A 23552-nucleotide genomic window follows, 5' to 3' on the forward strand; every position below is an offset into this window, starting at 1 on the left:
AGCGGGTGCGGCGCGCGGGCGGTTCGGCCCGGGAGACCCGCGGGTCTCAGCCGGTGAACCCGATCCGCCGCAGCACGTCCGCCGCGTCCCGGTCGATCAGCACCGCCGAGCCGCAGCCCGGGGGCAGGTCGCCGCGCTCCACGGAGCGGATCAGCCGGGCGGCGGCCCCCCGGTGCCGCCGGAAGGCGTACCGCGAGACCCCCCGGCCGCGCTCGCGCTGGCCCTCCAGCGCGGTGTCCGCCGTGACGTCGAGCAGCAGCAGGTGCAGGGTGCCGCCGCGGCGCCGGGCCTCGCGGGCCAGCCAGCGCCGCACCCAGGCCTGCGTCCCGCAGTCGTGCACGACGACCCCCTCGCCGGAGCGCAGGGCGCGGCGCAGTCCGGCGTAGTGCGCGAGCCGGACCAGGGGGCGGTAGACGGCGTACGGCAGTGCGCGGGCCAGCCGGCCGTCCCAACGGTCGCGGGTGTCCTGGGAGTCGATCCTGGCCCCCCTGACCGCGCGCCTCATCAGGGTGGACTTGCCGCTGCCGGGCAGGCCGGTGATGACGACGAGGTCCCCCGGGCCGAAGAGCAGGGCGTGCGGACTGTGGCCCGCGCGTTCGCGCAGGTCACGGACGACCGGACGGGTGCCGCGGGCCTCGACGGCCGGGGCGGCGGGCTGCTCGGGCAGCGCGAGCCCCGAGGTCGTCGCGTACGCCCTGGTCCTGTTCACCGTCATCGTCCTCCTCCGGGGTCGGGGTTCCCCTCCCCTCCGAGCGTAAAGAGAAGGTAATGGACGATCTCTCGCGTTTCTGTACGCGTACCGCCACAGGCCGGTTACAAAGGGGAGCCGTGGAACCGGCCCTGCCGTCGGCGTCCGATGCGTGCAATGATGTCCGCGCCAACTGCATACCGGCCGCTTGAATCCGCGCGGGAGAGTCCCGGGTACATGTACCCGGGCGCCGAAGGAGCAAGTCCCTCCCTTGAATCTCTCAGGCCCCGTTACCGCGCGGGCGAGGCACATCTGAAAAGCGGGCCGCCCACTCGAAGGCGGCCCCACCCAAGGTGCAAGCCATGTCGTTCATGGCGAACCTCTCAGGTTCCGATGACAGATGGGGAGGAATCACCTCGCCCGTCACACCCATGTCCTGGGATCCTTGGAGACGACCGTCCGATGAGCAGTTCTGAACTCCGTCTCACCGCGCTCGATGCCCTGCATCGCTCCCTCGGTGCCACGATGACCGACTTCGCCGGCTGGGACATGCCCCTGCGGTACGGCTCCGAGCGCGACGAGCACACCGCGGTGCGCACGAGTGCCGGGCTCTTCGACCTCTCCCACATGGGCGAGATCACCGTGACCGGACCGCAGGCCGCCGCGCTGCTGAACTTCGCCCTGGTCGGCAACATCGCCTCGGTCGGTGTCGGCCGGGCCCGCTACACCATGATCTGCCAGGCCGACGGCGGCATCCTGGACGACCTGATCGTGTACCGGCTCGGCGAGAGCGAGTACATGGTGGTCGCCAACGCCTCCAACGCCCAGGTCGTGCTGGACGCGCTGACCGAGCGCGCGGCCGGCTTCGACGCCGAGGTGCGCGACGACCGGGACGCCTACGCCCTGATCGCCGTCCAGGGACCGGAGTCCCCCGGGATCCTCGCGTCCCTCACCGACGCCGACCTCGACGGCCTGAAGTACTACGCCGGTCTGCCGGGCACGGTCGCCGGGGTGCCGGCGCTGATCGCGCGCACCGGGTACACCGGCGAGGACGGCTTCGAGCTGTTCGTGAAGCCGGAGCACGCGGTCGAGCTGTGGCAGGCCTTGACCAAGGCGGGCGAGGGCGTCGGGCTGGTCCCCTGCGGACTGTCCTGCCGGGACACGCTGCGCCTGGAGGCGGGCATGCCGCTGTACGGGCACGAGCTCTCGCGGGAGCTGACCCCCTTCGACGCCGGGCTCGGGCGCGTGGTGAAGTTCGAGAAGGAGGGCGACTTCGTGGGCCGTGAGGCGCTGCGCGAGGCCGCGGAGAAGGCGGACCACGAGCCGCCGCGCGTCCTCGTCGGGCTGATCGCCGAGGGGCGTCGCGTCCCGCGGGCCGGGTACGCGGTCGTCGCGGACGGCCAGGTGATCGGCGAGGTCACCTCCGGCGCCCCCTCGCCCACGCTGGGCAGGCCGATCGCGATGGCGTACGTCGACGCCGCGCACGCGACGCCCGGCACGGCCGGTGTCGGTGTGGACATCCGGGGCAGCCACGAGCCGTACGAGGTCGTGGCTCTGCCGTTCTACAAGCGCCAGAAGTAGCCGCACAGGTGATGCTGAGCACGGAGTCGTCGCTCACGCACGCCTTCCGCAGTCCCCCATTCACCAGCACTTCCCCGCGTACAGGAGAATTCAGGCCATGAGCAACCCCCAGCAGCTTCGCTACAGCAAGGAGCACGAGTGGCTGTCGGGCGCCGAGGACGGCGTCTCGACGGTCGGCATCACGGAGCACGCGGCCAACGCGCTCGGCGATGTCGTCTTCGTCCAGCTCCCCGAGGTCGGTGACACCGTGACCGCGGGCGAGACCTGCGGCGAGCTGGAGTCGACCAAGTCGGTCTCCGACCTGTACTCCCCCGTCTCCGGTGAGGTCACCGAGGTCAACGAGGACGTCGTCAGCGACCCGGCACTGGTGAACTCCGCCCCCTTCGAGGGCGGCTGGCTGTTCAAGGTACGCGTCACGGAGGAGCCGGCCGACCTGCTCTCCGCCGACGAGTACACCGCCTTTTCCGCCGGCTGAGGAGTCCGCACCTGATGTCCGCACTGAACACGCCCCTGCACGAGCTCGACCCGGAGATCGCCGCCGCGGTCGACGCCGAGCTGGACCGGCAGCAGTCCACGCTCGAGATGATCGCCTCGGAGAACTTCGCTCCGCTCGCGGTCATGGAGGCGCAGGGCTCGGTCCTCACCAACAAGTACGCCGAGGGCTACCCGGGCCGCCGCTACTACGGCGGCTGTGAGCACGTCGACGTGGCCGAGCAGATCGCGATCGACCGGCTCAAGGACCTGTTCGGCGCCGAGTACGCCAACGTGCAGCCCCACTCCGGTGCCTCCGCGAACCAGGCCGCCCTGTTCGCGCTGGCCCAGCCCGGCGACACCATCCTCGGCCTGGACCTGGCGCACGGGGGTCACCTGACCCACGGGATGCGGCTGAACTTCTCCGGCAAGCAGTTCGACGTCGTCGCCTACCACGTGGACCCGGCGACCGGTCTGGTCGACATGGCCGAGCTGGAGAAGCTCGCCAAGGAGCACCGGCCGAAGGTGATCATCGCGGGCTGGTCCGCCTACCCGCGGCAGCTCGACTTCGCGGAGTTCCGCCGGATCGCCGACGAGGTCGAGGCGTACCTGTGGGTCGACATGGCCCACTTCGCCGGCCTGGTGGCGGCGGGGCTGCACCCCAACCCCGTCGAGCACGCGGACGTGGTCACCTCCACCACCCACAAGACGCTGGGCGGCCCGCGCGGCGGGATCATCCTCGCCAGGCAGGAGTTCGCGAAGAAGCTGAACTCCTCCGTCTTCCCGGGCTTCCAGGGCGGTCCCCTGGAGCACGTGATCGCGGCGAAGGCGGTGTCCTTCAAGGTCGCCGCCTCGGAGGAGTTCAAGGAGCGCCAGCGGCGTACGGTGGACGGTGCGCGCATCCTCGCCGAGCGCCTGACGGCCGAAGACGCCCGGGAGGCCGGGGTCAACGTGCTCTCCGGCGGCACCGACGTGCACCTCATCCTCGTCGACCTGCGCGAGTCCGAGCTGGACGGCAAGCAGGCCGAGGACCGCCTCCACGAGGTCGGCATCACGGTCAACCGCAACGCCGTCCCGAACGACCCGCGCCCGCCGATGGTCACGTCGGGGCTGCGGATCGGTACGCCCGCCCTGGCCACCCGCGGCTTCACGGCCGAGGACTTCGCCGAGGTCGCGGACGTGATCGCCGAGACGCTGAAGCCGTCATACGACGTCGAGACCCTCAAGGCCCGGGTCGCGGCGCTGGCGGACAAGCACCCGCTGTACCCCGGCCTGAGCAAGTAGTTCCACGGTGGGGGCACCCGACGACGTGTGCCCCCACCCTTTTTGAAGGAGTTCCCGTGGCCATCTCGGTCTTCGACCTGTTCTCGATCGGCATCGGCCCGTCGAGCTCCCACACGGTCGGCCCGATGCGCGCGGCCCGCATGTTCGCCCGCCGCCTGCGCAACGAGGACCTGCTGCCGGCCGTCGCCTCGGTCCGCTGCGAGCTGTACGGCTCCCTCGGCGCGACCGGCCACGGTCACGGCACCCCGAAGGCGGTGCTGCTGGGCCTGGAGGGGGCGTCTCCCCGTACGGTCGACGTGGCGGGGGCGGACGACCGGGTGGCGGAGATCCGGTCCGCGGGGCTGCTGAAGCTGCTCGGCGAGCACGAGATCGCCTTCTCCTTCGACGACGACCTCGTCCTGCACCGGCGCAAGGCGCTCCCGTACCACGCCAACGGCATGACGGTGTGGGCGTACGACGCCTCGGGCGCGGAACTGCTGTCCAAGACGTACTACTCGGTCGGCGGCGGCTTCGTCGTGGACGAGGACGCGGTCGGCGAGGACCGCATCAAGCTCGACGACACGGTGCTGAAGTACCCCTTCCGCACGGGTGACGAGCTGCTGCGGCTGACCGAGGAGACCGGCCTGTCGATCTCCTCCCTGATGCTGGAGAACGAGCGCGCCTGGCGCACCGAGGACGAGATCCGGGCCGGTCTTCTGGAGATCTGGCGCGTGATGCAGGCCTGTGTGTCCCGGGGCATGTCCCAGGAGGGCATCCTGCCCGGCGGTCTGCGGGTGCGTCGGCGGGCCGCCATGACGGCCCGTCAACTGCGGGCGGAGGGCGATGCGTTGGCCCACTCCATGGAGTGGATCACGCTGTACGCGATGGCCGTCAACGAGGAGAACGCGGCCGGCGGCCGGGTGGTGACGGCCCCGACGAACGGCGCGGCGGGCATCATCCCCGCGGTCCTGCACTACTACATGAACTTCGTTCCCGGCGCGGACGAGGACGGCGTGGTCCGCTTCCTGCTCGCCGCCGGCGCCATCGGCATGCTCTTCAAGGAGAACGCGTCCATCTCCGGCGCCGAGGTCGGCTGCCAGGGCGAGGTCGGCTCGGCCTGCTCGATGGCCGCGGGCGCCCTCGCCGAGGTCCTCGGCGGCTCCCCCGAACAGGTCGAGAACGCCGCCGAGATCGGCATGGAGCACAACCTCGGCCTCACCTGCGACCCGGTCGGCGGTCTGGTCCAGATCCCCTGCATCGAGCGCAACGGCATGGCCGCGGTGAAGGCGGTCACGGCGGCGAAGATGGCGCTGCGGGGGGACGGTTCGCACAAGGTGTCCCTCGACAAGGTCATCAAGACCATGAAGGACACCGGAGCGGACATGAGCGTGAAGTACAAGGAGACGGCCCGGGGCGGCCTCGCGGTGAACATCATCGAGTGCTGAACGTCGCGGGGCCAGGAGCGCAGCTTTCGTCTCACTCCAGGCATCCGGGACCTGTGCGGCGCGTCCACCGCATAAGTCCGATCGGGGTTCCTCCGGCAGGCAGGTGGGGCATCATCAACTCCCGTTCCTCCACTCTCACTTCAGGGAGCCCCCACATGCTCCGCGGCATCGATGTCAGCGCCTACCAGTCCTCCTCCTTCAGCACCGAAGGTCTCTCCTTCGTCTTCATCAAGGCGACGGAGGGCCGCTCCTACACCAACCCGAAGCTCTCGGCGCAGACCAAGCACGCCCGTGACGCCGGGCTGGTCGTCGGCTTCTACCACTTCCTGTGGCCCGGCAACCTCACCGCCCAGGCCGAGTACTTCGTCAAGCACGCCCCCGAGAAGGGCGGCGACATCCTGGCGGTCGACTGGGAGACCACGGGCGACGGCACCCACGCGAGCAACGCCGAGAAGGACTCCTTCATCCGCAAGGTGCGGCAGCTCCGCCCGAACAACCGGGTCGTCCTCTACACGAACAGGCACTACTGGCTGAACGTCGACACCACGTCGTACGCCGGTGACGGGCTCTGGATCGCCGACTACGTCACGGCCGGCAAGCCGCGCATCAAGGCGAAGTGGCGCTTCCACCAGTACACCGACGACCCGGTGGACAAGAACGTCGCCGACTTCGCGAGCAAGGCGGCCCTGCGGGAGTGGGCGACCGACGCCTGACCCGCGCCCACCCTGCTCGTACGCTTGTCCCATGGGCGGGAAGATCACTGCGGTCAGCAGCAACGGGACGTACTCCTTCACCAAGCCGAACCGCGAGAGCATCACGCTGCTCGCCGGGTTCGGTGTGGAGGGGGACGTCCATGGCGGGGCGACGGTGAAGCACCGTTTCCGGATGCGGAAGGACCCCTCGCAGCCGAACCTCCGGCAGGTGCACCTGATGCACGCCGAACTGTTCGAGGAACTCCGTGCGGCCGGCTTCGAGGTCGGCGCCGGGCAGCTCGGGGAGAACGTGACGACGCGCGGGGTCGACCTGCTGGGGCTGTCGGTGGGCACCAGGCTGCACCTGGGCGGCGAGGCCGTCGTCGAGGTGACCGGGCTGCGCAACCCCTGCGCGCAGATCGACGGCTTCCGCAAGGGCCTGCTGAAGGAGGTCGTCGGGCGGGGTCCGGACGGGAGCGCCCGGTTCCGGTCCGGGATCATGGCCGTCGTCGCGGCGGGAGGCGTGGTGCGTCCCGGGGACCCGGTCGGCATCGAGCCGCCGCAGGGCCCGCACCGGCCGCTCGACATCGTGTGACCGCCGCGGGCCTGGGGCCCGGAGCCCTGTCGCCGCTCAGCCGTCGAACGGGTCCTCCAGCTCCGCCCGCAGGATCTCCGCCGCACCCTCCGCGTCGCCGTCCGCCACCGCCCGGACCAGGGCCGCGTGGGCCGCGTCCGCGGTGTTGGGGTCGTCCTCGCGCAGGCCGGTCAGGGCCAGCAGCTCGACCAGGCCCTCGCGCAGCACCGGGGTGAACTCCCGGAACAGGTCGGCGAGCACGGGGTTGTGCGCGGCCGCGACCACCGCCGCGTGGAAGGAGATGTCCGCGTCGACGAAGGCCGTGTCGGAGGACGTGGCGGCGGCCCGCCGGCCCTCCAGCGCGCGCTCCAGGGCCGTCACGTCCTCGCAGGTGCGGCGGCGCGCGGCGAGGCGGGCCGCGTGGACCTCCACCGCCATGCGGACCTCGTAGACGTCCGTGACCGCGGCCCGGCGCAGCCGCGTGGGCCAGTCCTCCACCGCCTCCGTCGCGGTGACGAAGACCCCCGCGCCCTGGCGCGCCCGCACCAGCCCCGCCCCGGCCAGCGCCCGCAGCGCCTCACGGACCGTGGAGCGGCCGACGCCGAGGTCCCTCGCGAGCGTGGTCTCGCCGGGCAGTTTCGTGCCGACGGGCCAGTGCCCCGCGGCGATCTGCTCGCGCAGCCGCTCGGCGGCCTGTTCGACCAGGGGGCTCGGGCGGACGGGGCCCAGCGGCATCTGTGCTTCACCAACTCGTGCGACGGACGGGGACGGTAGAGAAGATTCTGACTTGTCTGAGGACCTGAGGAGTGGCTAGCCTACCGGCATGACGCTCAGCGGTCTCCTTCTTCTCGGCTGCCGCGGCGGGGCCTGACGCGACCGGCACCCCGCCGCGGGACGCCGTGCTGCCGGTCCTCCGCCGGACCGAGCCGAAGGAACAGCGTGACCACCGTCTGGAACCCACAGCGGCCGAGCCCCATGCCCTTCCACCGCTACCGCCCCTTCCAGGACCGCGTGACCGTACCGGTCACCGACCGGGACTGGCCCCACGCCCGCATCGAGCACGCCCCCCTCTGGGTCCCCGTCGACCTGCGCGACGGCAACCAGGCCCTCGCCGAGCCGATGGACCCCGCCCGCAAGAGCCGCTTCTTCGACCTGCTGGTGCGCACCGGCTTCAAGGAGATCGAGGTCGGCTACCCCTCCGCGAGCCGTGCCGACTTCGACTTCGTACGGCACCTGGTGACCGGGGGCGCCGTCCCCGACGACGTCACTCCGGTCGTCTTCACCCCGGCCCGCACCGACCTGATCGACCGGACCTTCGAGGCGATCGCCGGCCTGCCGCGGGCCGTCGTCCACCTGTACATCGCGACCTCACCGGTGTGGCGGGACGTCGTCCTCGGCCGGGACCGCGAGCAGGTGCGGCGGACCGTGCGGGAGGCGGCCGCGCACATGGCACGGCGGGCCGACGCCCTCCCCGACACCGCCGTCCGCTTCCAGTTCTCCCCCGAGACCTTCAACCTCACCGAACCGGACTTCGTCCTGGAGCTGTGCGACGGGCTCACCGAACTGTGGGACGCGAGCCCGGACCGTCCGGTCACCCACAACCTGCCCGCGACCGTCGAGATCGCCACCCCGAACGTCTACGCCGACCAGATCGAGTACGCCCACCGCCACCTGGCCCGCCGGGACTGCGTGATCCTCTCCGTCCACCCGCACAACGACCGCGGCACCGGCGTCGCCTGCGCCGAACTCGCCGTGCTGGCCGGCGCCCAGCGCGTGGAGGGCTGCCTGTTCGGCAACGGCGAACGCACCGGCAACGTCGACCTGGTGACCCTCGCCCTGAACCTGTACGCCCAGGGGGTCGACCCCATGGTCGACCTCGGTGACATCGACGCCGTCCGCGAGACGGTCGAGCACTGCAACCGGCTGCCGGTGCACCCCGCCACCCGTACGCGGGCGACCTCGTCCACACCGCGTTCTCCGGCACCCACCAGGACGCCATCAGCAAGGGCCTCGCCCACCGGGACGCGCACCCGGACGAGCCCTGGCAGGTCCCCTACCTGCCGATCGACCCGGCCGACATCGGGCGGTCGTACGAGGCGGTCATCCGCGTCAACTCCCAGTCGGGCAAGGGCGGGGCGGCGTACCTGCTGCGCACCCACCACGGCATCGACCTGCCGCCCCGCATGCGCCCCGACTTCGCCCGGGCCGTCCAGGAGGCCACCGACACGAGCGGCCGGGAGATGAGCCCGAAGGAGCTGTACGAACTGTTCCGGGCCCGCTACCTCACGGAGGGCGAGGTCCGGCTGCACGAGGGGACGGCGTACGAGGAGGCGCCCGGCGTCCACCGCTTCGTCGGCACGCTGGAGTGCGACGAGCGCGTCGGCGACCACGAGGGCACGGGCGGCAGCGCGCTCTCGGCCTTCGTGGACGTGCTCGCCGGCGCCGGGTACGCCGTCGAGGTCGTCGACTTCACCGAGGACGGCACGGCGGCCTACGCCGAGTGCCGCGTCGACGGCCGTACGACGGCCTGGGGCGCCGGCGTGGGGCCGGCCGCCGCCGTCCGGGCCGTGCTGTCCGCGACGAACCGGGCGATGCGGTGAGGGAGGTCCTGCGCGCCGAGGACGTGTGGGTCGTCCGGGACGGGAAGCCGATCCTCCAGGAGGTCTCCCTGACCGTCCGGACGGGCGAGCACTGGGCCCTCCTGGGCGCCAACGGGGCGGGCAAGTCCACGCTGCTGGGCCTGCTGGGCGCTCTGGTGCACCCCACCCGGGGCACCGTCGAGGTGCTGGGCCGCCGGCTCGGCCGGGTCGACCTGCGGGAGCTGCGCGCCCACGTCGGCCACGTCGACCCGCGCCATCCGCTCACCGCGCCGCTGCGGGTCCGGGACGTCGTCCTGACCGGGCTGACCAACTCCGTCGCCCCGCTCCCCCGTTGGCGGCCGACGCCGGAGCAGCGGGACCGGGCCGACCGGCTGATCGGCACCCTCGGCCTCGCGGATCTCGCCGACGCCCGCTGGCCCACCCTTTCGCAGGGGCAGCGCGGCCGGACGCTCATCGCCCGGGCCCTGATGCCCGAGCCGCGGCTCCTGCTGCTCGACGAACCGGCGACCGGCCTCGACCTGCCGGGGCGCGAACAGCTCATCGACGCCCTGGACACCCTGCGCCGCGGGCATCCGGCACTGGCGACGGTCCTGGTCACCCACCATCTGGAGGAGCTGCCGCCGGGCACCGGCCACGCGGTGCTGCTGCGCGAGGGCCGCGTCCTCGCGCAGGGCCCGGCGCCGGACGTCCTCACCGGCGACCAGGTCGGCAAGTGCTTCGACCTGCCGCTGGTGCTGGACCGCCAGGAGGGCCGCTGGACGGTGCGGCTCCGGGGCCGGGGCCGGGCATGACGAAGGGGGCGCCCGTCGGGCGCCCCCCTCACCGTCGGCACTACTTGTTCAGGAAGGCCCAGAACTCGTCGAACGACAGGAGCTTGTCGCCGTTCAGGTCGCGGCTCTTGATGATCGCCTCGGCGACCGACTCGGTCACGTTCCAGTCGCCGCCCTGGGCCAGGGCGGACTTGAACTCGGCGGCGGTGATGTGGCCGTCACCGTCCGCATCGATCCGCTCGAACTGCTTGCGTGCTTCCTCGATGTCGATGTGCGCCACCGGTCCGCCCCTTTTCTTGCCTCTGTCGTGTCCTGCCGGCTTACTGCCGCAGGTCAGATTAGCGGCCCGGCCCGGCCTGCCTCACGGCGACCACCCGGGGAAACCCCGGTGCCGTCCGCGATCACGTCTGCGAGGGTGGGCCCTCCAGCCGGTGCGGACCTCGGGAGCGGTGTGATGGAGACCTTGCGGGACATTCTCGACGCGGCGGCCGGCGGGGTGTTCCCGCCCGCGGACGGCGGCACGACGGTCGTACCGCAGGCCTGCCACCGGGACGCGGGCGTGCTGTCCTTCACGGCGCACTCGGTCGTCTTCACCGACGAGGACCCCGAGTGGGTCCACGCCACCCTGCGCGGCCTGGACTGCGACGCGCTGGCCGCGACCATGAACCCGCGGTTCCTCGCCGCCTTCCTGGACCGGACCGGGCGCAGGTCCGAGACCATCGACGCGATGCTCGTCGCCGACCCGCTCCCGGGCGGACCGCCGCTCGCGCTGCGGGAGATCGAGGACGCGCACCACCCCCGGATCACCTACGCCCGCAGGCGGCGCGACTCTGTCCGCGCCTGGACGACGGAGGGCGGCGTGCTGGTGACGGGACGCGGGGTCGGCGGACGCCTGGAGGTCTCGGTCGAGGTGGACGAGGACGCCCGGCACCGCGGTCTGGGGCGGGCGCTGGTGACCGCGGCCAGGCATCTCGTCGCGGAGCCGCTGTGGGCCCAGGTGTCCCCGGGGAACGCCCGCAGCATGCGGGCGTTCCAGGCGGCCGGTTACCGTCCGGTGGGCGCGGAGGCGGTGCTGCTCGCCACCGGCCCGCGGGGCGTTGCCGGTTCAGCGGAAGATGCCGGTGTGCCCGAGTGAGTACCGCCCCGGCTGGGGGTACACCGCGAGCCCGTGCGGTCCGCTGCCGACCTTGACGCGGGCGAGCTGGGCGCCGGTGCGGGTGTCGATGGCGTAGACCTCGGAGTTGTAGCGGCCGGACAGCCACAGGACCTTGCCGTCGGCGGAGACGCCGCCCATGTCGGGGCTGCCGCCCTGGGGGAGCCGCCACTTCCTGGTGAGCCGGTTCTTCGTGAAGTCGAAGACGGAGACGGTCCCCTCGCCCCGGTTGGACACGTACATCTCGCGGGAGTCGCGGCTGACGTAGAGGCCGTGGGTGCCCTTGCCGGTGGGCAGCAGGGTCGGCTTGCCGAAGGTGTCGCCGTCCAGGACCCACATGCCGTCGGCCATCATGTCCGCGACGTAGAAGCGCTTCCCGTCCGGCGAGACCTTGACGTCCTGCGGCATGGCCCCGCGGAAGGGGAGCTTCTGCTGGCCGATCACCTTCATCCGCTCGGTGTCGACCTTGAGCAGTTCGCCGCTGAACTCGCAGGACACGATGAAGTAGCGGCCGTCCAGGGAGAAGTCGGCGTGGTTGACGCCGTAGCAGCTCACCGGGACCGTCTTCCTGCGCTCCATGGTGTGCGGGTCGCGGAAGACGAGCTCGCGGTCGAGGGAGGCCATCACGACGGCGTACCTGCCGTTGGGGGTGAAGTAGAGGTTGTACGGGTCGTGCACGTCGACGGGCTTGCCGGCCTTCCCGGTGCTCGGGTCGATCGGGGTGAGGGTGTGTCCGCGGTTGTTGTTGACCCAGAGGGTCTTCATGTCCCAGGAGGGCACGACGTGCTGGGGCTGCCGCCCGACCCGGATCGTGTCGACGATCTCGTACGTCCGCGGGTCGATCACGGACACCGTGTCGGACTCGGTGTTGGGGACGTAGACGCGCGACGGGAAGTCCTTGACCACCGGTGAGAGCCTGCCGGGCCGGTCGGCCGCGTAGACGTCCTTCGGGTCGAGGACGGGCGGCATCCCGGGCAGCCCGTCGGCCGTCGCGGGTCGCACCGGCTTCGCCGGTCTCACGGGGGCCGGGGCGGCCGCCCTCGTGCCCGGGACCTCGTGCTGGGTTCCGGTGCCGCAGGCGGCGAGGGCGACGAACGCGGCACCCGCGATCAGGGTGCTCTTCACGAGGTGGCGCTTCAGGGAAGTGGGGGGCATTAGCTGAACAGCTCCGTGGTGGTCACCGCGGCCAGGCCGCGCCGGTCGAGTTCTTCCAGTACGACGGGGAGGGCGGCGACCGTGTCGTCGTACCCGAAGTGCAGGCTCACCACGGACCCTTCGCGGATCTCGGCGAGGACCTTGCGGGCGACGGCGGTGGCGCCGGGCGAGGTGAAGTCGAGGGAGTCGACGTCGTAGGAGAGGACGTGGGGGTAGCCGGCCTCCTGGGCCAGGCGGGTGACGAGGGGTGAGGCGGTGGGGGTGCGGGAGGGGCGGAACCAGGTCCCGGCGGACCCGGTCAGGCGCCGGATCCGTTCGGCGCAGCCGACGATCTCCGCCTTTGCCTCGGCCTCGGACATCGCGTTGATGTCGAGGTGGCGCAGGGTGTGGTTGCCGAGGTCGTGGCCGCCGTCGAGGACGCGCCGGGCGAGGTCGGGGTGCTCGTCGAGCCAGGTCCCGACGGCGAGCACCGTGACGTGGGCGCCGTGCCGTTCGGCCTCGGTGAGCAGGGTGCGGGCGGGGGCGGGGTCGCCGCCGCCGTGGAAGGTGAGCGCGACCTTCGGGCGGTCGCGGGGGCCGTGGGTGAGCTGGGCGGGCAGGTCGGGGAGGGCGGGCAGGGCCGGGGCGCTGCCGGAGGAGTGGACGGGATGGGCGACGGCACTCCTGGTCGCACATCCCGCGGCCAACGCCAGTCCAGCGGTGGCGAGGAGCACTGTCCGGCGATCGGTAGCGGTCACCCGCCCCATTTAAGGGGGTGTGTCCGAGATTGACGCTGATCGACCCACCGGCTACCTGTCGGCCACCCGCATCTCGAACCACGTGGTCTTGCCGCGCGGCAGCAGGTCGACGCCCCACCGGTCCGACAGCTTGTCCACGAGGAACAGCCCGCGCCCGCTGATGTCCGTCTCCTGCACCGGCATCAGACAGGGCAGTCCGCGCGAGGGGTCACGCACCTCTATGCGGATCCATCCCCGCCGACGCCGCATCCGCAGGCCGAACACCCGTGCCCCGGTGTGCCGGACCGCGTTGCCGACCAGTTCGGACACGAGTAACACGGCGTCCTCGGTCATCTTCGGGGTGAGCCCCCAGTGGCGCAGGACGATCACCTGGGTCAGGCGCCGCGCGGCCGCGGCGGACTCCGGCCGGGACGGCAGCGGGACTTCGGCCTCCGTGGGATTTCCGAACAGTTCGAGCACCTTCTGTGCGTGCTCGTCCTCGACCGCCGGAGACCAGCGCGCCGTCGTCGCCCGGCTGTCTCCCCGCGGCTGTTCGAAACCCTCCAGCCCCGCCATGCCCCCATCATGGCCGCCCGACGTGGCCCCGGGGGCCGTCTCCGCGGAATACGCCCCCCGGAACACGTCGTTCCGATGGAGTCGATCGGCATATGCCGTGGGCACTTCGGTGCCCGCTACGACCCTTCTGACCTGCGGCGGAGGCTCACTGGGAGGCAATCGACGGACTCCCTCGACAAGACAGACTTAAGGTTGCGTTAAGGCTCCCATAAACCGCCCCATCGAGGGACCCGGATCAGACATCGCGTCAATTGCAAGGGGTTCAGAGGAATTTCGCCTTGCCGGGGCCCTCCTCGACGAAGCTCTTCATGCCCCGCTCACGGTCCTCCGTGGCGAACAGACCTGCGAACCAGTTCCGTTCCACCGCGAGGCCCGTCTCGATGTCGGTCTCCAGGCCGGTGTCGATCGACTCCTTCGCGGCACGCAGCGCGATCGCCGGCCCCTGCGCGAGCTTCGCGGCCCAGGCGTGCGCCTCGGTGTACACCTCGTCGGCGGGCACGACCCGGTCCACGAGACCGAGCGTCAGCGCCTCGTCGGCCCTGACCATACGGCCCGTGAAGATGAGGTCCTTCGCCTTGGACGGACCGACCAGCCGGGCGAGGCGCTGGGTGCCGCCGGCGCCGGGGATCAGACCGAGCAGGATCTCCGGCTGGCCCAGCTTGGCGTTCTCCCCGGCGATGCGGAAGTCCGCGCACAGGGCGAGCTCGCAGCCGCCGCCCAGGGCGTAACCGGTGACGGCCGCGACGACCGGCTTGGGGATGCGGGCCACCGCCGTGAAGGAGTCCTGGAGGGCGCGGGCGCGCAGGACCATCGCGGTGTGGTCCATGGCCTGCATCTCCTTGATGTCCGCGCCGGCCGCGAACACCTTCTCCCCGCCGTACACGACCACCGCGCGCACGTCCTCGCGCCGGGCCGCCTCCTCGGCGAGCTCCTTGAGCCGGTCCTGGGTGGCCACGTCCAGGGCGTTCATGGGCGGGCGGTCGAGTCGGATGGTGCCGACGCCTTCGGCGACTTCGAGATTCACGGTCATGCCAGCAGGTTAACGGCCACTAACGACAACGGCCCCGGTGCCGTATCTCACAACACCGGGGCCGCTCGTCGGGCGCAGGGACCACGCCCTGCCGGAGCTACGCCGTCCACTTCTCCCAGGACATGTTCCAGCCGTTGAGGCCGTTCTCCGGTGCGACCGTGGCGTCGTCGGAGTTCTTGACCACGACCACGTCGCCGATCATCGAGTGGTTGAAGAACCAGGCGGCCGGCACCTCGCTGTCGTAACCGCCCTTGACGTCCCGCAGGCCCACGCAGCCGTGGCTGGCGTTGTAGTTGCCGAAGGCGTCGCCGCCCCAGTAGTTGCCGTGGATGAAGGTGCCGGAGTCGGTGAGGCGGGCGGCGTGCGGGACGTCCTTGATGTCGTACTCGCCGCCGTAGCCGACGGTCTCGCCGTTCATCCGGGTCACCGCGAGCTTCTCGCTGATCACCATCTGGCCGTTCCAGGTGTCGTAACCGGGCTTGCCGGTGGTGACCTTGATGGTCCTGACGGTCCTGCCGTCCTGGGTGATCTTCATCGTGTGCTTCTTGGCGTCCACGACGGAGACCTGGTTGCGGCCGATGGTGAAGGAGACGGTCTTGTTCTGCTTGCCGTAGACGCCCTCGCGGCCCTCGACCCCGTTCAGGTTGAGGTCGACGGTGACCTTGGTGCCTTCCTTCCAGTACTGCTCGGGACGGAAGTCCAGGCGGTCGTTGCCGAACCAGTGGCCCTCGACGTCGACGGCCGGCGTGGTCTTGACCGTGATGGCCTTCTCGACGTCCTCGGGGCTCGTGATGCCCCGGGTGAAGCGGATGGAGAACGGCATTCCGACGCCGACCGTCGAGCCGTCCTCGGGGGTGAAGGTGCCGATGAAGGTGTTCTTCGGGGTCAGCGTGGTGAAGCGGGAGTCCTCGGCGGCGGTACGGCCCCCGGCGTCCTTCGCGACGGCGTGCACGGTGTAGGCGGTGCCGGAGGCGAGGTGGGTGGACGGCGTCCAGGAGGCGCCGTCGGCGGCGATCTTCCCGGCTATCGCGGTGCCCTTGGCGTCCTTGACCTGGACCTCGGTCAACTTGCCCTTGCTCGCCGCGACCTTGAGGGCGCCGCTGGTGTCCACGGCCTTCGCCCCGTCCTTCGGGGAGATGGAGACGACCGCCTCGGACTGCCTGGTCTCGGTGGCGGACGAGTCGCCCTTCTCCGCCTTGGCGTCACCGGAACCGGAATCTCCCCCACCACATGCGGTGACGGCCAGCAGCAGCACGCCGAGTATCAGCGCCAGCAGCCCCCTGGTCCCGCGCCCCCGCGCGTCAACCGACGCCCCCGATATCGGTCGCACGTTCAAGTCGTTCTCCCCTCGAAGGACCTGGTCAGGCCCGCTCCCCGGCGCGTTCTAGCACGCGTTGGCGAATATTAACCGCAGACTTTTGAGCATCGTGTAAGTCCAAGGTCACCATTCCGTCCCAACTTCAACGGAAAGTTGGGCCAAGCCGCCCCCCTGTCGGGTTACTTCACCGCATGGCCCGCCTTCCACTCCTTCCAGCCCATGTTCCAGCCCCCGAGGCCGTTGTCGGGAGCGACCTTCTTGTCGTTGCTGTGGACCACCTCGACGACGTCCCCGACGAGGCTGCGGTCGAAGAACCAGCCCGCGGGCGTGTCCGAGCCGCCGCCCTTCACGTCCCTGAGACCCACACAGCCGTGGCTGACGTTGACCCTGCCGGGGGCGTCGGGCGCCCAGTAGTTGCCGTGCAGGAAGGTGCCGGAGTCGGTCAGGCGCAGGGCGTGCGGCACGTCCGGGATGTCGTACTCGCCGCCGAAGCCGACCGTGCGGCTGTTCATGCGGGTCACCTCGAGCATCTCGGTGACGACCATCTTGCCGTTGTACGTGGTCGTCTTCGGGGCGCCGGCGGTGATCGGCACGGTGGCGAGCAGTTCGCCGTCCCGTCGGACCTGCATGGTGTGCGCGGCCGCGTCGACGAGCGAGACCTGGCTGCGGCCGACGGTGAAGGAGAAGGTCTTGTGCTGGAGGCCGTAGACGCCGGGCGCGCCCTCCACGTCCCGGAGCCGGAGGGCGACGGTCACCTGGGTGCCGGGGGTCCAGTAGTGCTCGGGGCGGAAGTCGAGGCGGCCCCTGCCGAACCAGTGCGGGCGGATCTCGACCGGTGGCTTCGAGGTGACGTGCACGGCGCGTTCGACGGCGGCACGGTCCTCGATCTCCCGGTTGAACTCCAGGGAGACGATCATCCCGGTGCCGACGGTGGAGCGGTTCTCCGGGCTGACGTACCCGATGAAGCGCTCCTCGGGGACGTAGGTGGTGAAGGTGGTGTGCCGGGCCGAGCGGCGGCCGTGGGCGTCGAGCGCGACCGCGTCGACGGTGTACTCGGCGGCCAGCGCGAGCCGTGCCTCGTCGGGTTCCCAGCGCAGTCCGTCCTCGGAGATGTGCCCGGGCACCGGGAACTCCTGCGCGTCCTGCGACTTGACGACGGTGACCGACTCCAGGCGCCCGCCGGGCACCCGGACCCGGAGTCGCTCCTCGGGCGGCACACCCTTGGTGCCGTCGTCGGGGGCGACCCGGATGACGTCCTCGGGTGCGGGAGGCTTCCCGAACCCGCCCACGCCCCCGATCCCACCGCCCCCGTCCGCGGTGCAGCCGACGGCCCCGGCCAGCAGCCCTGCCCATGTCACTACGGCGGCCAAAGCGGCCCGCGAGCGCCGAGCGCGCCCATGTCCATGTCTCACGAGGAGCTAAACGACGCGCCCCACCAGGGGGAAACGTGACCTTTGGTCCTACGGCGCCGGAGCCGCGCCCCGCTTTCGGGGGCGCGGGGAACCGCGCGACCAGCCCCCACCGCCCCGCAACCCGGCCCGGCACTCTCCCGTGCGCCCCGCTCAAGCCGACACAGCGAAACGTGAGTGTGCCCCAAGCTCTGGGCAGAACAGTGGGGAGGACGACGTGAGAGGGTGCCGCGGCCGGGACGCCGTGCGCCCTTTTCCACCTCGTTCCACGAGCCGTGGGAGGCCGACCGGTGTCCAGCGCAGCCGAGCAGGAGGCGGTGACGGAAGCCGCCGAGGAGCGCCCCGCCGCGCTGGTGAACGGGGCGCCGCGGGGCATGCCGCCCGTGCCGGTGTGGCCCGGTGCGCCGACGCCGCTGGGCGCCCGGTTCCGGGTCGGCCCGGACGGGGTCGCGGGGACCAACTTCGCACTGTGGGCGGGCGGTGCCGAGGCCGTCGAGCTGTGTCTGTTCGACGCGGACGGCAAGGAGACCCGGGCCCGGCTCACCGAGCTCACGCACGAGATCTGGCACGGCTTCGTCCCCGGGGTGATGCCCGGCCAGCGCTACGGCTTCCGGGTGCACGGCCGCTGGGACCCGTGGACCGGCGGCCGCTGGAACCCGGCGAAGCTGCTCCTGGACCCCTACGCCCGCGCGGTGGACGGCGACTTCAGCCTGCCGCCCGAGGTGTACGGCCATGTCCGCGACTGGCCCCAGCAGCAGGTCGCGGACACCGTGCGGGACGACCGCGACTCGGCGCCCTGCGTCCCCAAGGGCGTGGTCGTCCATGACGACGACGACTGGGCGGAGGACCGGCGGCCGAAGACGCCGTGGGCGGACTCGGTCATCTACGAGGTGCACGTACGGGGCTTCACGGCGCTGCACCCCGGCATCCCCGAGGAGCTGCGCGGGACCTACGCCGGTCTCGCCCACCCCGCCGCGATCGAGCACCTCGTCGAGCTGGGCGTCACCGCCGTCGAGCTGCTCCCCGTCCACCAGTTCGCCCACGAGGACCACCTGCTGCGCCGCGGTCTGAAGAACTACTGGGGCTACAACTCCATCGGCTACTTCGCGCCGCACGCGGCCTACGCCGCCTCCGGTACGACGGGCCAGCAGGTCGGCGAGTTCAAGCGGATGGTGCGCGCGCTGCACGCCGCGGGGATCGAGGTCATCCTCGACGTGGTCTACAACCACACCGCGGAGGCGGGCGAGTTGGGGCCCACGCTGTCGTTGAAGGGCATCGACAACCGGGGCTACTACCGCCTCCAGTCGGACGCCCGGCGGTACGCGGACTACACCGGCTGCGGCAACACCCTGCACGTGGTCCAGCCGCACGTGCTGCGGCTCATCACCGACTCCCTGCGCTACTGGGTGACGGAGATGGGCGTGGACGGCTTCCGCTTCGACCTCGCGGCCGCCCTGGCCCGTTCCATGCACGACGTAGACATGCTCTCCCCGTTCCTCGCGGTGATCGCGCAGGACCCGGTGCTGCGGCGCGTGAAGCTGATCGCCGAGCCGTGGGACGTGGGCTCCGGGGGCTACCAGGTGGGCGCCTTCCCACCCCTGTGGACGGAGTGGAACGACCGCTACCGCAACGCCGTGCGGGACTTCTGGCGGGGCGCGCTGCCGGACGTGCGGGACCTCGGCTACCGCCTGTCCGGCTCCAGCGACCTGTACGCGTGGGGCGGGCGGCGGCCGTACGCCTCGGTCAACTTCATCACCGCGCACGACGGTTTCACCCTGCGCGACCTCGTCTCGTACGAGAGGAAGCACAACGAGGCGAACGGCGAGGGCAACCGGGACGGCACGGACGACAACCGGGCCTGGAACTGCGGGGCGGAGGGCGAGACGGACGACGAGCGCGTACGGGCGCTCAGGCGGCGGCAGTTGCGGAACCTGCTGACCACGCTGCTGCTGTCGACGGGCGTGCCGATGCTGGTCGCGGGGGACGAACTGGGCCGCACCCAGCGCGGCAACAACAACGCCTACTGCCAGGACAACGAGATGAGCTGGCTGGACTGGGGACTGCTGGAGGACCCCGGCTGGAAGGCACTGTTCGACCTGACCGCCCGGCTCATCGCGCTGCGCCACCGCCACCCCGTGCTGCGCCGGCGCGCCTTCTTCTCCGGCCGCGCGCACTCCGCGGACGGCCTGCGCGACCTGGCCTGGTTCACGTCCCGCGGCACGGAGATGACGGAACGGGACTGGTACGCGCCGGCCGCCGGCCTCGGCATGTATCTGTCGGGGCGGGACATCCCCGGCCGCGACGAACGCGGGGCGCCGATCGTCGACGACAGCTTCCTCACCGTCCTGCACGCCGGCGACCGCCCGGCGGCCTTCCTGCTGCCGGGGCCGCCGTGGGCGGAGCGGTACGAGGTGGTCGTCGACACGTCGAGGGAGGAACAGGCCGGGGCGCCGGGCGTGGTCCACCGGGCGGGGTCCTCGATCACCGTGCCGGCGCGGGCGGTGCTGCTGCTGCGGGTCGCCGGGTGAGTCCCCGCCGCGCTCAGCCGAGGATCCCGCGCTCGTAGGCCGTGGCGACCGCCGCCGCGCGGTCCTTGACGCCCAGCTTGGCGTACAGGTGGGTGAGGTGGGTCTTCACGGTCGCCTCGCTGATGAAGAGCTCACGGGCGATCTCGCGGTTGGAGGTGCCCCTGGCGACCAGCGCCAGCACCTCGCGCTCACGGGCCGAGAGGGGTTCGTTGCCGGGGGCGCCGGGGGTGCGGACCGCGGAGACCAGGCGGGAGGCGACGGCCGGGGACAGCACGGTACGGCCCTCCGCCGCGGCCCGCACTGCCGTGAACAGCTCGTCGCGCGGGGCGTCCTTGAGGAGGTAGCCGGTCGCTCCGGCCTCGATGGCGGGCAGGGTGTCGGAGTCCGTGTCGTACGTCGTCAGCACGAGGACCTTGGCGCGACTGCGGGCGCGGGTCAGCTCGCGGATGGCGTCCACCCCGCCCCCGCCCGGCATCCGCAGGTCCATCAGGATCACGTCGGGGTCGAGCGCGGCGGCCCGCTCGACGGCCTCGACGCCGTCGGCCGCCTCGCCGAGGACGGCGAACCCGGGCGCGGACTCGAACATGCCGCGCAGCCCGTCCCGTACGACGGGATGGTCGTCGACGATCAGCAGCGAGATGTCAGCGGTCATGGCGGACCAACGGTACGCGAGCCGACAGCGCGGTGCCGTGGCCCGGTTCGGACTCGACGGTGAGGGAGCCCGCGACGCGTTCGGCGCGGGCCCGCATGCCGTCGAGGCCGAAGCCGCCGGTGCGGGTGCGGGCGGGGAGGGCGACCGGGTCGAAGCCGACGCCGTCGTCGCGGATGTCGAGGATGACCTCGTCGCCCAGGAAGGTCAGGGTGACGCCGAGGCGGCCGGCCCGGGCGTGCCGGGAGGCGTTGGAGAGGGCCTCCTGGGCGATGCGCAGGAGGGTGGCCGCGATCTCGTCGTGGAGCTGCTGTGCGGTGCCGGTGGCGGTGAACTCGGCGCGCACACCGGTGCGTTCGCCCCAGTCGGTGACGGTCTGCTTCAGGGCCTCGGGCAGGCCCGCGTCGGCCAGCGCCACCGGGGCCAGGTTGTGCACCGAGCGGCGCGCCTCGCCCAGGCTGTGGCGGGCCAGGTCCATGGCCCGGTGGACGTGCTCGCGGGCCTGGTTCTCGTCGGGTGTGTTCGTGACGACCTGGAGCTGGGCGATGATCCCGGTCAGGCCCTGCGCGAGGGTGTCGTGGATCTCGGCGGCGAGCCGCCGGCGTTCGTCGGCGACGCCCGCCTCCCGCGCCTGGACGAGGAGTTGGGCGTGAAGGGCGGCGTTCTCGTCGAGCGCCTGCTGGAGGGCCTCGATGGTCGAGGCGCGGTCGCGGGAGCGCTGCTCCTCCTGCTCGGTGATGTGGGCGACGACCGACTGGAGGCCGAAGTTGGCGGCCAGGAGCGCGGCGAAGCCGAGCCACTGGGCGGTGCTCTCGGGCATCAGTCCGCCGGCCTGCGCGCCCGCCACGGTGACCGCGCTGGCGAACAGGCCGAGCCGCCGCCACCGGCCCGGGATCAGTTCGTCGGCGTCCATGTAGCCGCTGGCGGCGTAGAACGCGAAGAACGGGTTGAGCCAGGTCAGCATGAAGGCGATCGCCCAGCGGAGCGCGTAGTAGACGGTCCCGGCCCGGGAGGGGCTGCGGCCGCGCCGGACGCGCCGGTGCCGGGTGCCGTGCCACCACGACTGGAGCAGGACCGCGGCGCCGACCAGGGCACCGACGAGACACCAGTCGACGGGGCCGTCCATGATGCCCGCGGAGACGACCGCGAGGACGAGTCCGGTGCCGAGCAGTCCGTACGGCCCCCAGATGTGCAGCCGCTCCCAGTACCTGTCGATCCTGGCGTCCGACGCGTTCATCTCCCCAGTCTGCACGGCGCCTTCCTCACTCCCAGCGGAACCAGCGGCCGGCGGCTGCGGTGAGCAGCACGGTCCAGACGACGAGGACACCCAGGTGGGTCCAGCCCGGCCAGTCGCCGGCCGCGGCCCGGTTCAGCGCCTCGGCGGCCGCGCCGAACGGTGTGCACCCGACGATCCGGGCGAGCACGTGCGGCATGGTCTGCACCGGCGCCCACACGCCCGCGCAGAACATCGCCGGGAAGAACACGGCGGACCCGATCGCGCCGGCGATCTTCGTGGTCCGGGACAGCGCGGAGACCACCGCGCCCAGCGCGAGGGCGGCCAGCACCGCGAGGAGCAGGGCGAGCAGGTATCCGAGGGGCTGCTCGGGCAGTCGTACGGCGAAGGCGAGGCGGCCGACGACGAGGGCGAGCAGCGCGGACGCGAGGGCGGCACCGCCGTAGACGGTCATCTGCGCGCTGAGCAGGGCGGTCGGGCGGACCGGGGTGGTGGACATGCGGCGCAGGATGCCGCGTTCGCGGTAGCCGGTGAGGGTCTGCGGCATGGACTGCAGGCCGCCGACGATCAGACCGAGCAGCACCGCCACGGGGACGTAGACGTCGACGGTCCGCAGACCGCCCAGGTCGGGGTCGTGGTTCCGGAAGGACGGGATCGAGCCGAGGATCACCAGGAGCAGCGTCGGGAACAGCAGGATCCAGAACAGGGCGCCGGGTTCGCGGCGGAAGAGCCGGACCTCGGTCCGCAGTACGGCGGTGTTCATGCCGTGGCCTCCTGGGTGTCGGTCGTGGTGAGGTCCAGGAACGCGTCGTCGAGGGTGGCGTCGACGACCCGGAGCTGGTGGGCGGTGACGTGCCGGCGGGCGAGCAGGGTGATGACGGCGTTCACGGTCTCGTCGGTGCCGGAGAGGGTGAGCCGGCCCTCCCGGTCCTCGACGGAGGCGAGCGCGGGCAGGGCGTTGAGGTCGTGCGCGTCGAGCGGGGCGGACGGGGTGAAGCTGATGACGGTGGCGCCCGCCGAGCGCCGGATGAGCCCGGCCGGGGTGTCCAGGGCGGCGACCCGGCCCCTGTCGATCACGGCGATCCGGTCGCAGAGCCGCTGCGCCTCCTCCATGAAATGGGTGACGAGCAGGACGGTCACCCCGCCCGCGCGGACGTCCTCGATGAGCTCCCAGGTGTCGCGGCGGGCCCGCGGGTCGAGGCCGGTGGTCAGCTCGTCCAGGACGACGACCCGGGGGTTGCCGACGAGGGCGAGCGCGATGAACAGGCGCTGCTTCTGGCCGCCGGAGAGCTTGCCGAAGCGGGTGGTGAGCTTCTGGGCGAGGCCCAGCCGTTCGGTGAGCGGCCGCCAGTCGAGGGGCGAGTCGTAGAACGTGGACCAGAGCTCCAGGGCCTCGCGGACGGTGAGCCTGGCCTGGAGCTCGCTCTCCTGGAGCTGGGCGCCGAGGACCCGGGCCACGCGTGCGTGGTCGGCGACGGGGTCGAGGCCGGTGACCCGGACGCGGCCCGCGTCGGGGACCCTGAGGCCCTCGACGCACTCGACGGTGGTGGTCTTCCCGGCGCCGTTCGGGCCGAGGATCCCGAAGATCTCGCCCTCCTCGACGGCGAAGGACACCCCGTCGACGACGGCCCGGCCGCCGTAGGACTTGCGCAGTTCGCTGACTTCGATGACGGACATGGCATCAGCGTCCCGGGCCGGGC

At 71.8% G+C, this 23552-nt stretch carries 22 protein-coding genes, 1 pseudogene and 2 riboswitches; of the genes and pseudogenes, 10 read left to right on the plus strand and 13 right to left on the minus strand.

Annotated features, from left to right (window positions below; genetic code table 11):
- Positions 1 to 46 precede the first annotated feature (46 nt).
- Positions 47 to 715, minus strand: a complete 669-nt coding sequence (locus tag ACZ66S_RS38755) for an AAA family ATPase (protein WP_469906281.1) — start codon at positions 713 to 715, stop codon at positions 47 to 49.
- Between the two features lie 182 nt (positions 716 to 897).
- Positions 898 to 994, plus strand: a riboswitch (glycine riboswitch).
- A riboswitch (glycine riboswitch) is annotated at positions 995 to 1098 on the plus strand. It abuts the riboswitch before it with no gap.
- Positions 1099 to 1150: 52 nt separating this feature from the next.
- Between ACZ66S_RS38755 and gcvT the strand changes: the two genes are divergently transcribed.
- From gcvT to ACZ66S_RS38785, 6 genes are all read left to right on the plus strand, one after another.
- The gene (gcvT, locus tag ACZ66S_RS38760; protein WP_469906282.1) at positions 1151 to 2269 is read left to right on the plus strand and encodes a glycine cleavage system aminomethyltransferase GcvT; all 1119 of its coding nucleotides are present in this window, start codon (positions 1151 to 1153) and stop codon (positions 2267 to 2269) included.
- Between the two features lie 97 nt (positions 2270 to 2366).
- Positions 2367 to 2744 (plus strand): glycine cleavage system protein GcvH, encoded by a 378-nt coding sequence (gene gcvH / locus ACZ66S_RS38765; RefSeq protein WP_053846966.1) that lies wholly within the window; start codon positions 2367 to 2369, stop codon positions 2742 to 2744.
- Between the two features lie 14 nt (positions 2745 to 2758).
- Positions 2759 to 4024 (plus strand): serine hydroxymethyltransferase, encoded by a 1266-nt coding sequence (gene glyA / locus ACZ66S_RS38770; protein WP_469906283.1) that lies wholly within the window; start codon positions 2759 to 2761, stop codon positions 4022 to 4024.
- 56 nt (positions 4025 to 4080) lie between these two features.
- Positions 4081 to 5448, plus strand: coding sequence for an L-serine ammonia-lyase (locus tag ACZ66S_RS38775; RefSeq protein ID WP_469906284.1), 1368 nt, complete (start codon positions 4081 to 4083; stop codon positions 5446 to 5448).
- Positions 5449 to 5603: 155 nt separating this feature from the next.
- Positions 5604 to 6161, plus strand: a complete 558-nt coding sequence (locus tag ACZ66S_RS38780; protein WP_469906285.1) for a glycoside hydrolase family 25 protein — start codon at positions 5604 to 5606, stop codon at positions 6159 to 6161.
- Between the two features lie 31 nt (positions 6162 to 6192).
- A complete protein-coding gene (locus ACZ66S_RS38785; RefSeq protein ID WP_469906286.1) occupies positions 6193 to 6735 on the plus strand; it encodes an MOSC domain-containing protein in 543 nt (180 codons plus the stop codon).
- Between the two features lie 36 nt (positions 6736 to 6771).
- Here ACZ66S_RS38785 and ACZ66S_RS38790 read toward each other — a convergent pair whose 3' ends face one another.
- Positions 6772 to 7449, minus strand: a complete 678-nt coding sequence (locus tag ACZ66S_RS38790) for a FadR/GntR family transcriptional regulator (RefSeq protein WP_469906287.1) — start codon at positions 7447 to 7449, stop codon at positions 6772 to 6774.
- 240 nt (positions 7450 to 7689) lie between these two features.
- Here ACZ66S_RS38790 and ACZ66S_RS38795 point away from each other — a divergent pair.
- Positions 7690 to 9314: pseudogene (locus tag ACZ66S_RS38795) on the plus strand (2-isopropylmalate synthase).
- Positions 9311 to 10105, plus strand: coding sequence for an ABC transporter ATP-binding protein (locus ACZ66S_RS38800; RefSeq protein WP_469906288.1), 795 nt, complete (start codon positions 9311 to 9313; stop codon positions 10103 to 10105). Before ACZ66S_RS38795 ends, ACZ66S_RS38800 begins: the two are co-directional and overlap by 4 nt.
- A 40-nt stretch (positions 10106 to 10145) precedes the next feature.
- Here the strand turns inward: ACZ66S_RS38800 and ACZ66S_RS38805 are convergent, their stop codons facing one another.
- A complete protein-coding gene (locus tag ACZ66S_RS38805; protein WP_469906289.1) occupies positions 10146 to 10364 on the minus strand; it encodes an EF-hand domain-containing protein in 219 nt (72 codons plus the stop codon).
- A 174-nt stretch (positions 10365 to 10538) separates the two neighbouring features.
- Here ACZ66S_RS38805 and ACZ66S_RS38810 point away from each other — a divergent pair, with 174 nt between their 5' ends.
- Positions 10539 to 11219 (plus strand): GNAT family N-acetyltransferase, encoded by a 681-nt coding sequence (locus ACZ66S_RS38810; RefSeq protein WP_469906290.1) that lies wholly within the window; start codon positions 10539 to 10541, stop codon positions 11217 to 11219.
- On the opposite strand, the gene ACZ66S_RS38815 is transcribed toward ACZ66S_RS38810, so the two are convergent.
- From ACZ66S_RS38815 to ACZ66S_RS38840, 6 genes are all read right to left on the minus strand, one after another.
- Positions 11190 to 12392 carry a YncE family protein gene (locus tag ACZ66S_RS38815; RefSeq protein ID WP_469906291.1) on the minus strand — a complete coding sequence of 401 codons (1203 nt, stop codon included), beginning with the start codon at positions 12390 to 12392 and terminating at the stop codon, positions 11190 to 11192. The two genes, ACZ66S_RS38810 and ACZ66S_RS38815, sit on opposite strands and share 30 nt — an antisense overlap.
- Positions 12392 to 13138, minus strand: coding sequence for a polysaccharide deacetylase family protein (locus ACZ66S_RS38820; protein WP_469906292.1), 747 nt, complete (start codon positions 13136 to 13138; stop codon positions 12392 to 12394). The genes ACZ66S_RS38815 and ACZ66S_RS38820 overlap by 1 nt, the downstream gene beginning before the upstream one ends.
- A gap of 42 nt (positions 13139 to 13180) precedes the next feature.
- Positions 13181 to 13789 carry an ATP-binding protein gene (locus ACZ66S_RS38825; protein ID WP_469906293.1) on the minus strand — a complete coding sequence of 203 codons (609 nt, stop codon included), beginning with the start codon at positions 13787 to 13789 and terminating at the stop codon, positions 13181 to 13183.
- Between the two features lie 157 nt (positions 13790 to 13946).
- Complete coding sequence (locus ACZ66S_RS38830) at positions 13947 to 14714, minus strand: enoyl-CoA hydratase/isomerase family protein (RefSeq protein WP_469906294.1); 768 nt, start codon at positions 14712 to 14714, stop codon at positions 13947 to 13949.
- Positions 14715 to 14811: 97 nt separating this feature from the next.
- Entirely contained in the window at positions 14812 to 16050 is a 1239-nt protein-coding gene (locus tag ACZ66S_RS38835; RefSeq protein WP_469906295.1) for a L,D-transpeptidase, read from the minus strand.
- A 161-nt stretch (positions 16051 to 16211) separates the two neighbouring features.
- Positions 16212 to 17444, minus strand: coding sequence for a L,D-transpeptidase (locus ACZ66S_RS38840; protein ID WP_469906296.1), 1233 nt, complete (start codon positions 17442 to 17444; stop codon positions 16212 to 16214).
- A 287-nt stretch (positions 17445 to 17731) separates the two neighbouring features.
- Between ACZ66S_RS38840 and glgX the strand changes: the two genes are divergently transcribed.
- Positions 17732 to 19969, plus strand: a complete 2238-nt coding sequence (glgX, locus tag ACZ66S_RS38845) for a glycogen debranching protein GlgX (protein ID WP_469906297.1) — start codon at positions 17732 to 17734, stop codon at positions 19967 to 19969.
- A gap of 13 nt (positions 19970 to 19982) precedes the next feature.
- Here the strand turns inward: glgX and ACZ66S_RS38850 are convergent, their stop codons facing one another.
- The 4 genes from ACZ66S_RS38850 to ACZ66S_RS38865 are packed head-to-tail and all read right to left on the minus strand — an operon-like array spanning position 19983 to position 23529.
- Entirely contained in the window at positions 19983 to 20621 is a 639-nt protein-coding gene (locus ACZ66S_RS38850; protein WP_469906298.1) for a response regulator, read from the minus strand.
- Positions 20611 to 21855: a sensor histidine kinase gene (locus ACZ66S_RS38855; protein WP_469906299.1), complete on the minus strand. Its 1245-nt coding sequence runs from the start codon at positions 21853 to 21855 to the stop codon at positions 20611 to 20613. The genes ACZ66S_RS38850 and ACZ66S_RS38855 overlap by 11 nt, the downstream gene beginning before the upstream one ends.
- 25 nt (positions 21856 to 21880) lie before the next feature.
- Positions 21881 to 22615 carry an ABC transporter permease gene (locus tag ACZ66S_RS38860; protein WP_469906300.1) on the minus strand — a complete coding sequence of 245 codons (735 nt, stop codon included), beginning with the start codon at positions 22613 to 22615 and terminating at the stop codon, positions 21881 to 21883.
- Positions 22612 to 23529, minus strand: coding sequence for an ABC transporter ATP-binding protein (locus tag ACZ66S_RS38865; RefSeq protein ID WP_469906301.1), 918 nt, complete (start codon positions 23527 to 23529; stop codon positions 22612 to 22614). Before ACZ66S_RS38865 ends, ACZ66S_RS38860 begins: the two co-directional genes overlap by 4 nt.
- Positions 23530 to 23552: the final 23 nt, after the last annotated feature.

This window comes from Streptomyces sp. NPDC107471 (assembly GCF_055582845.1).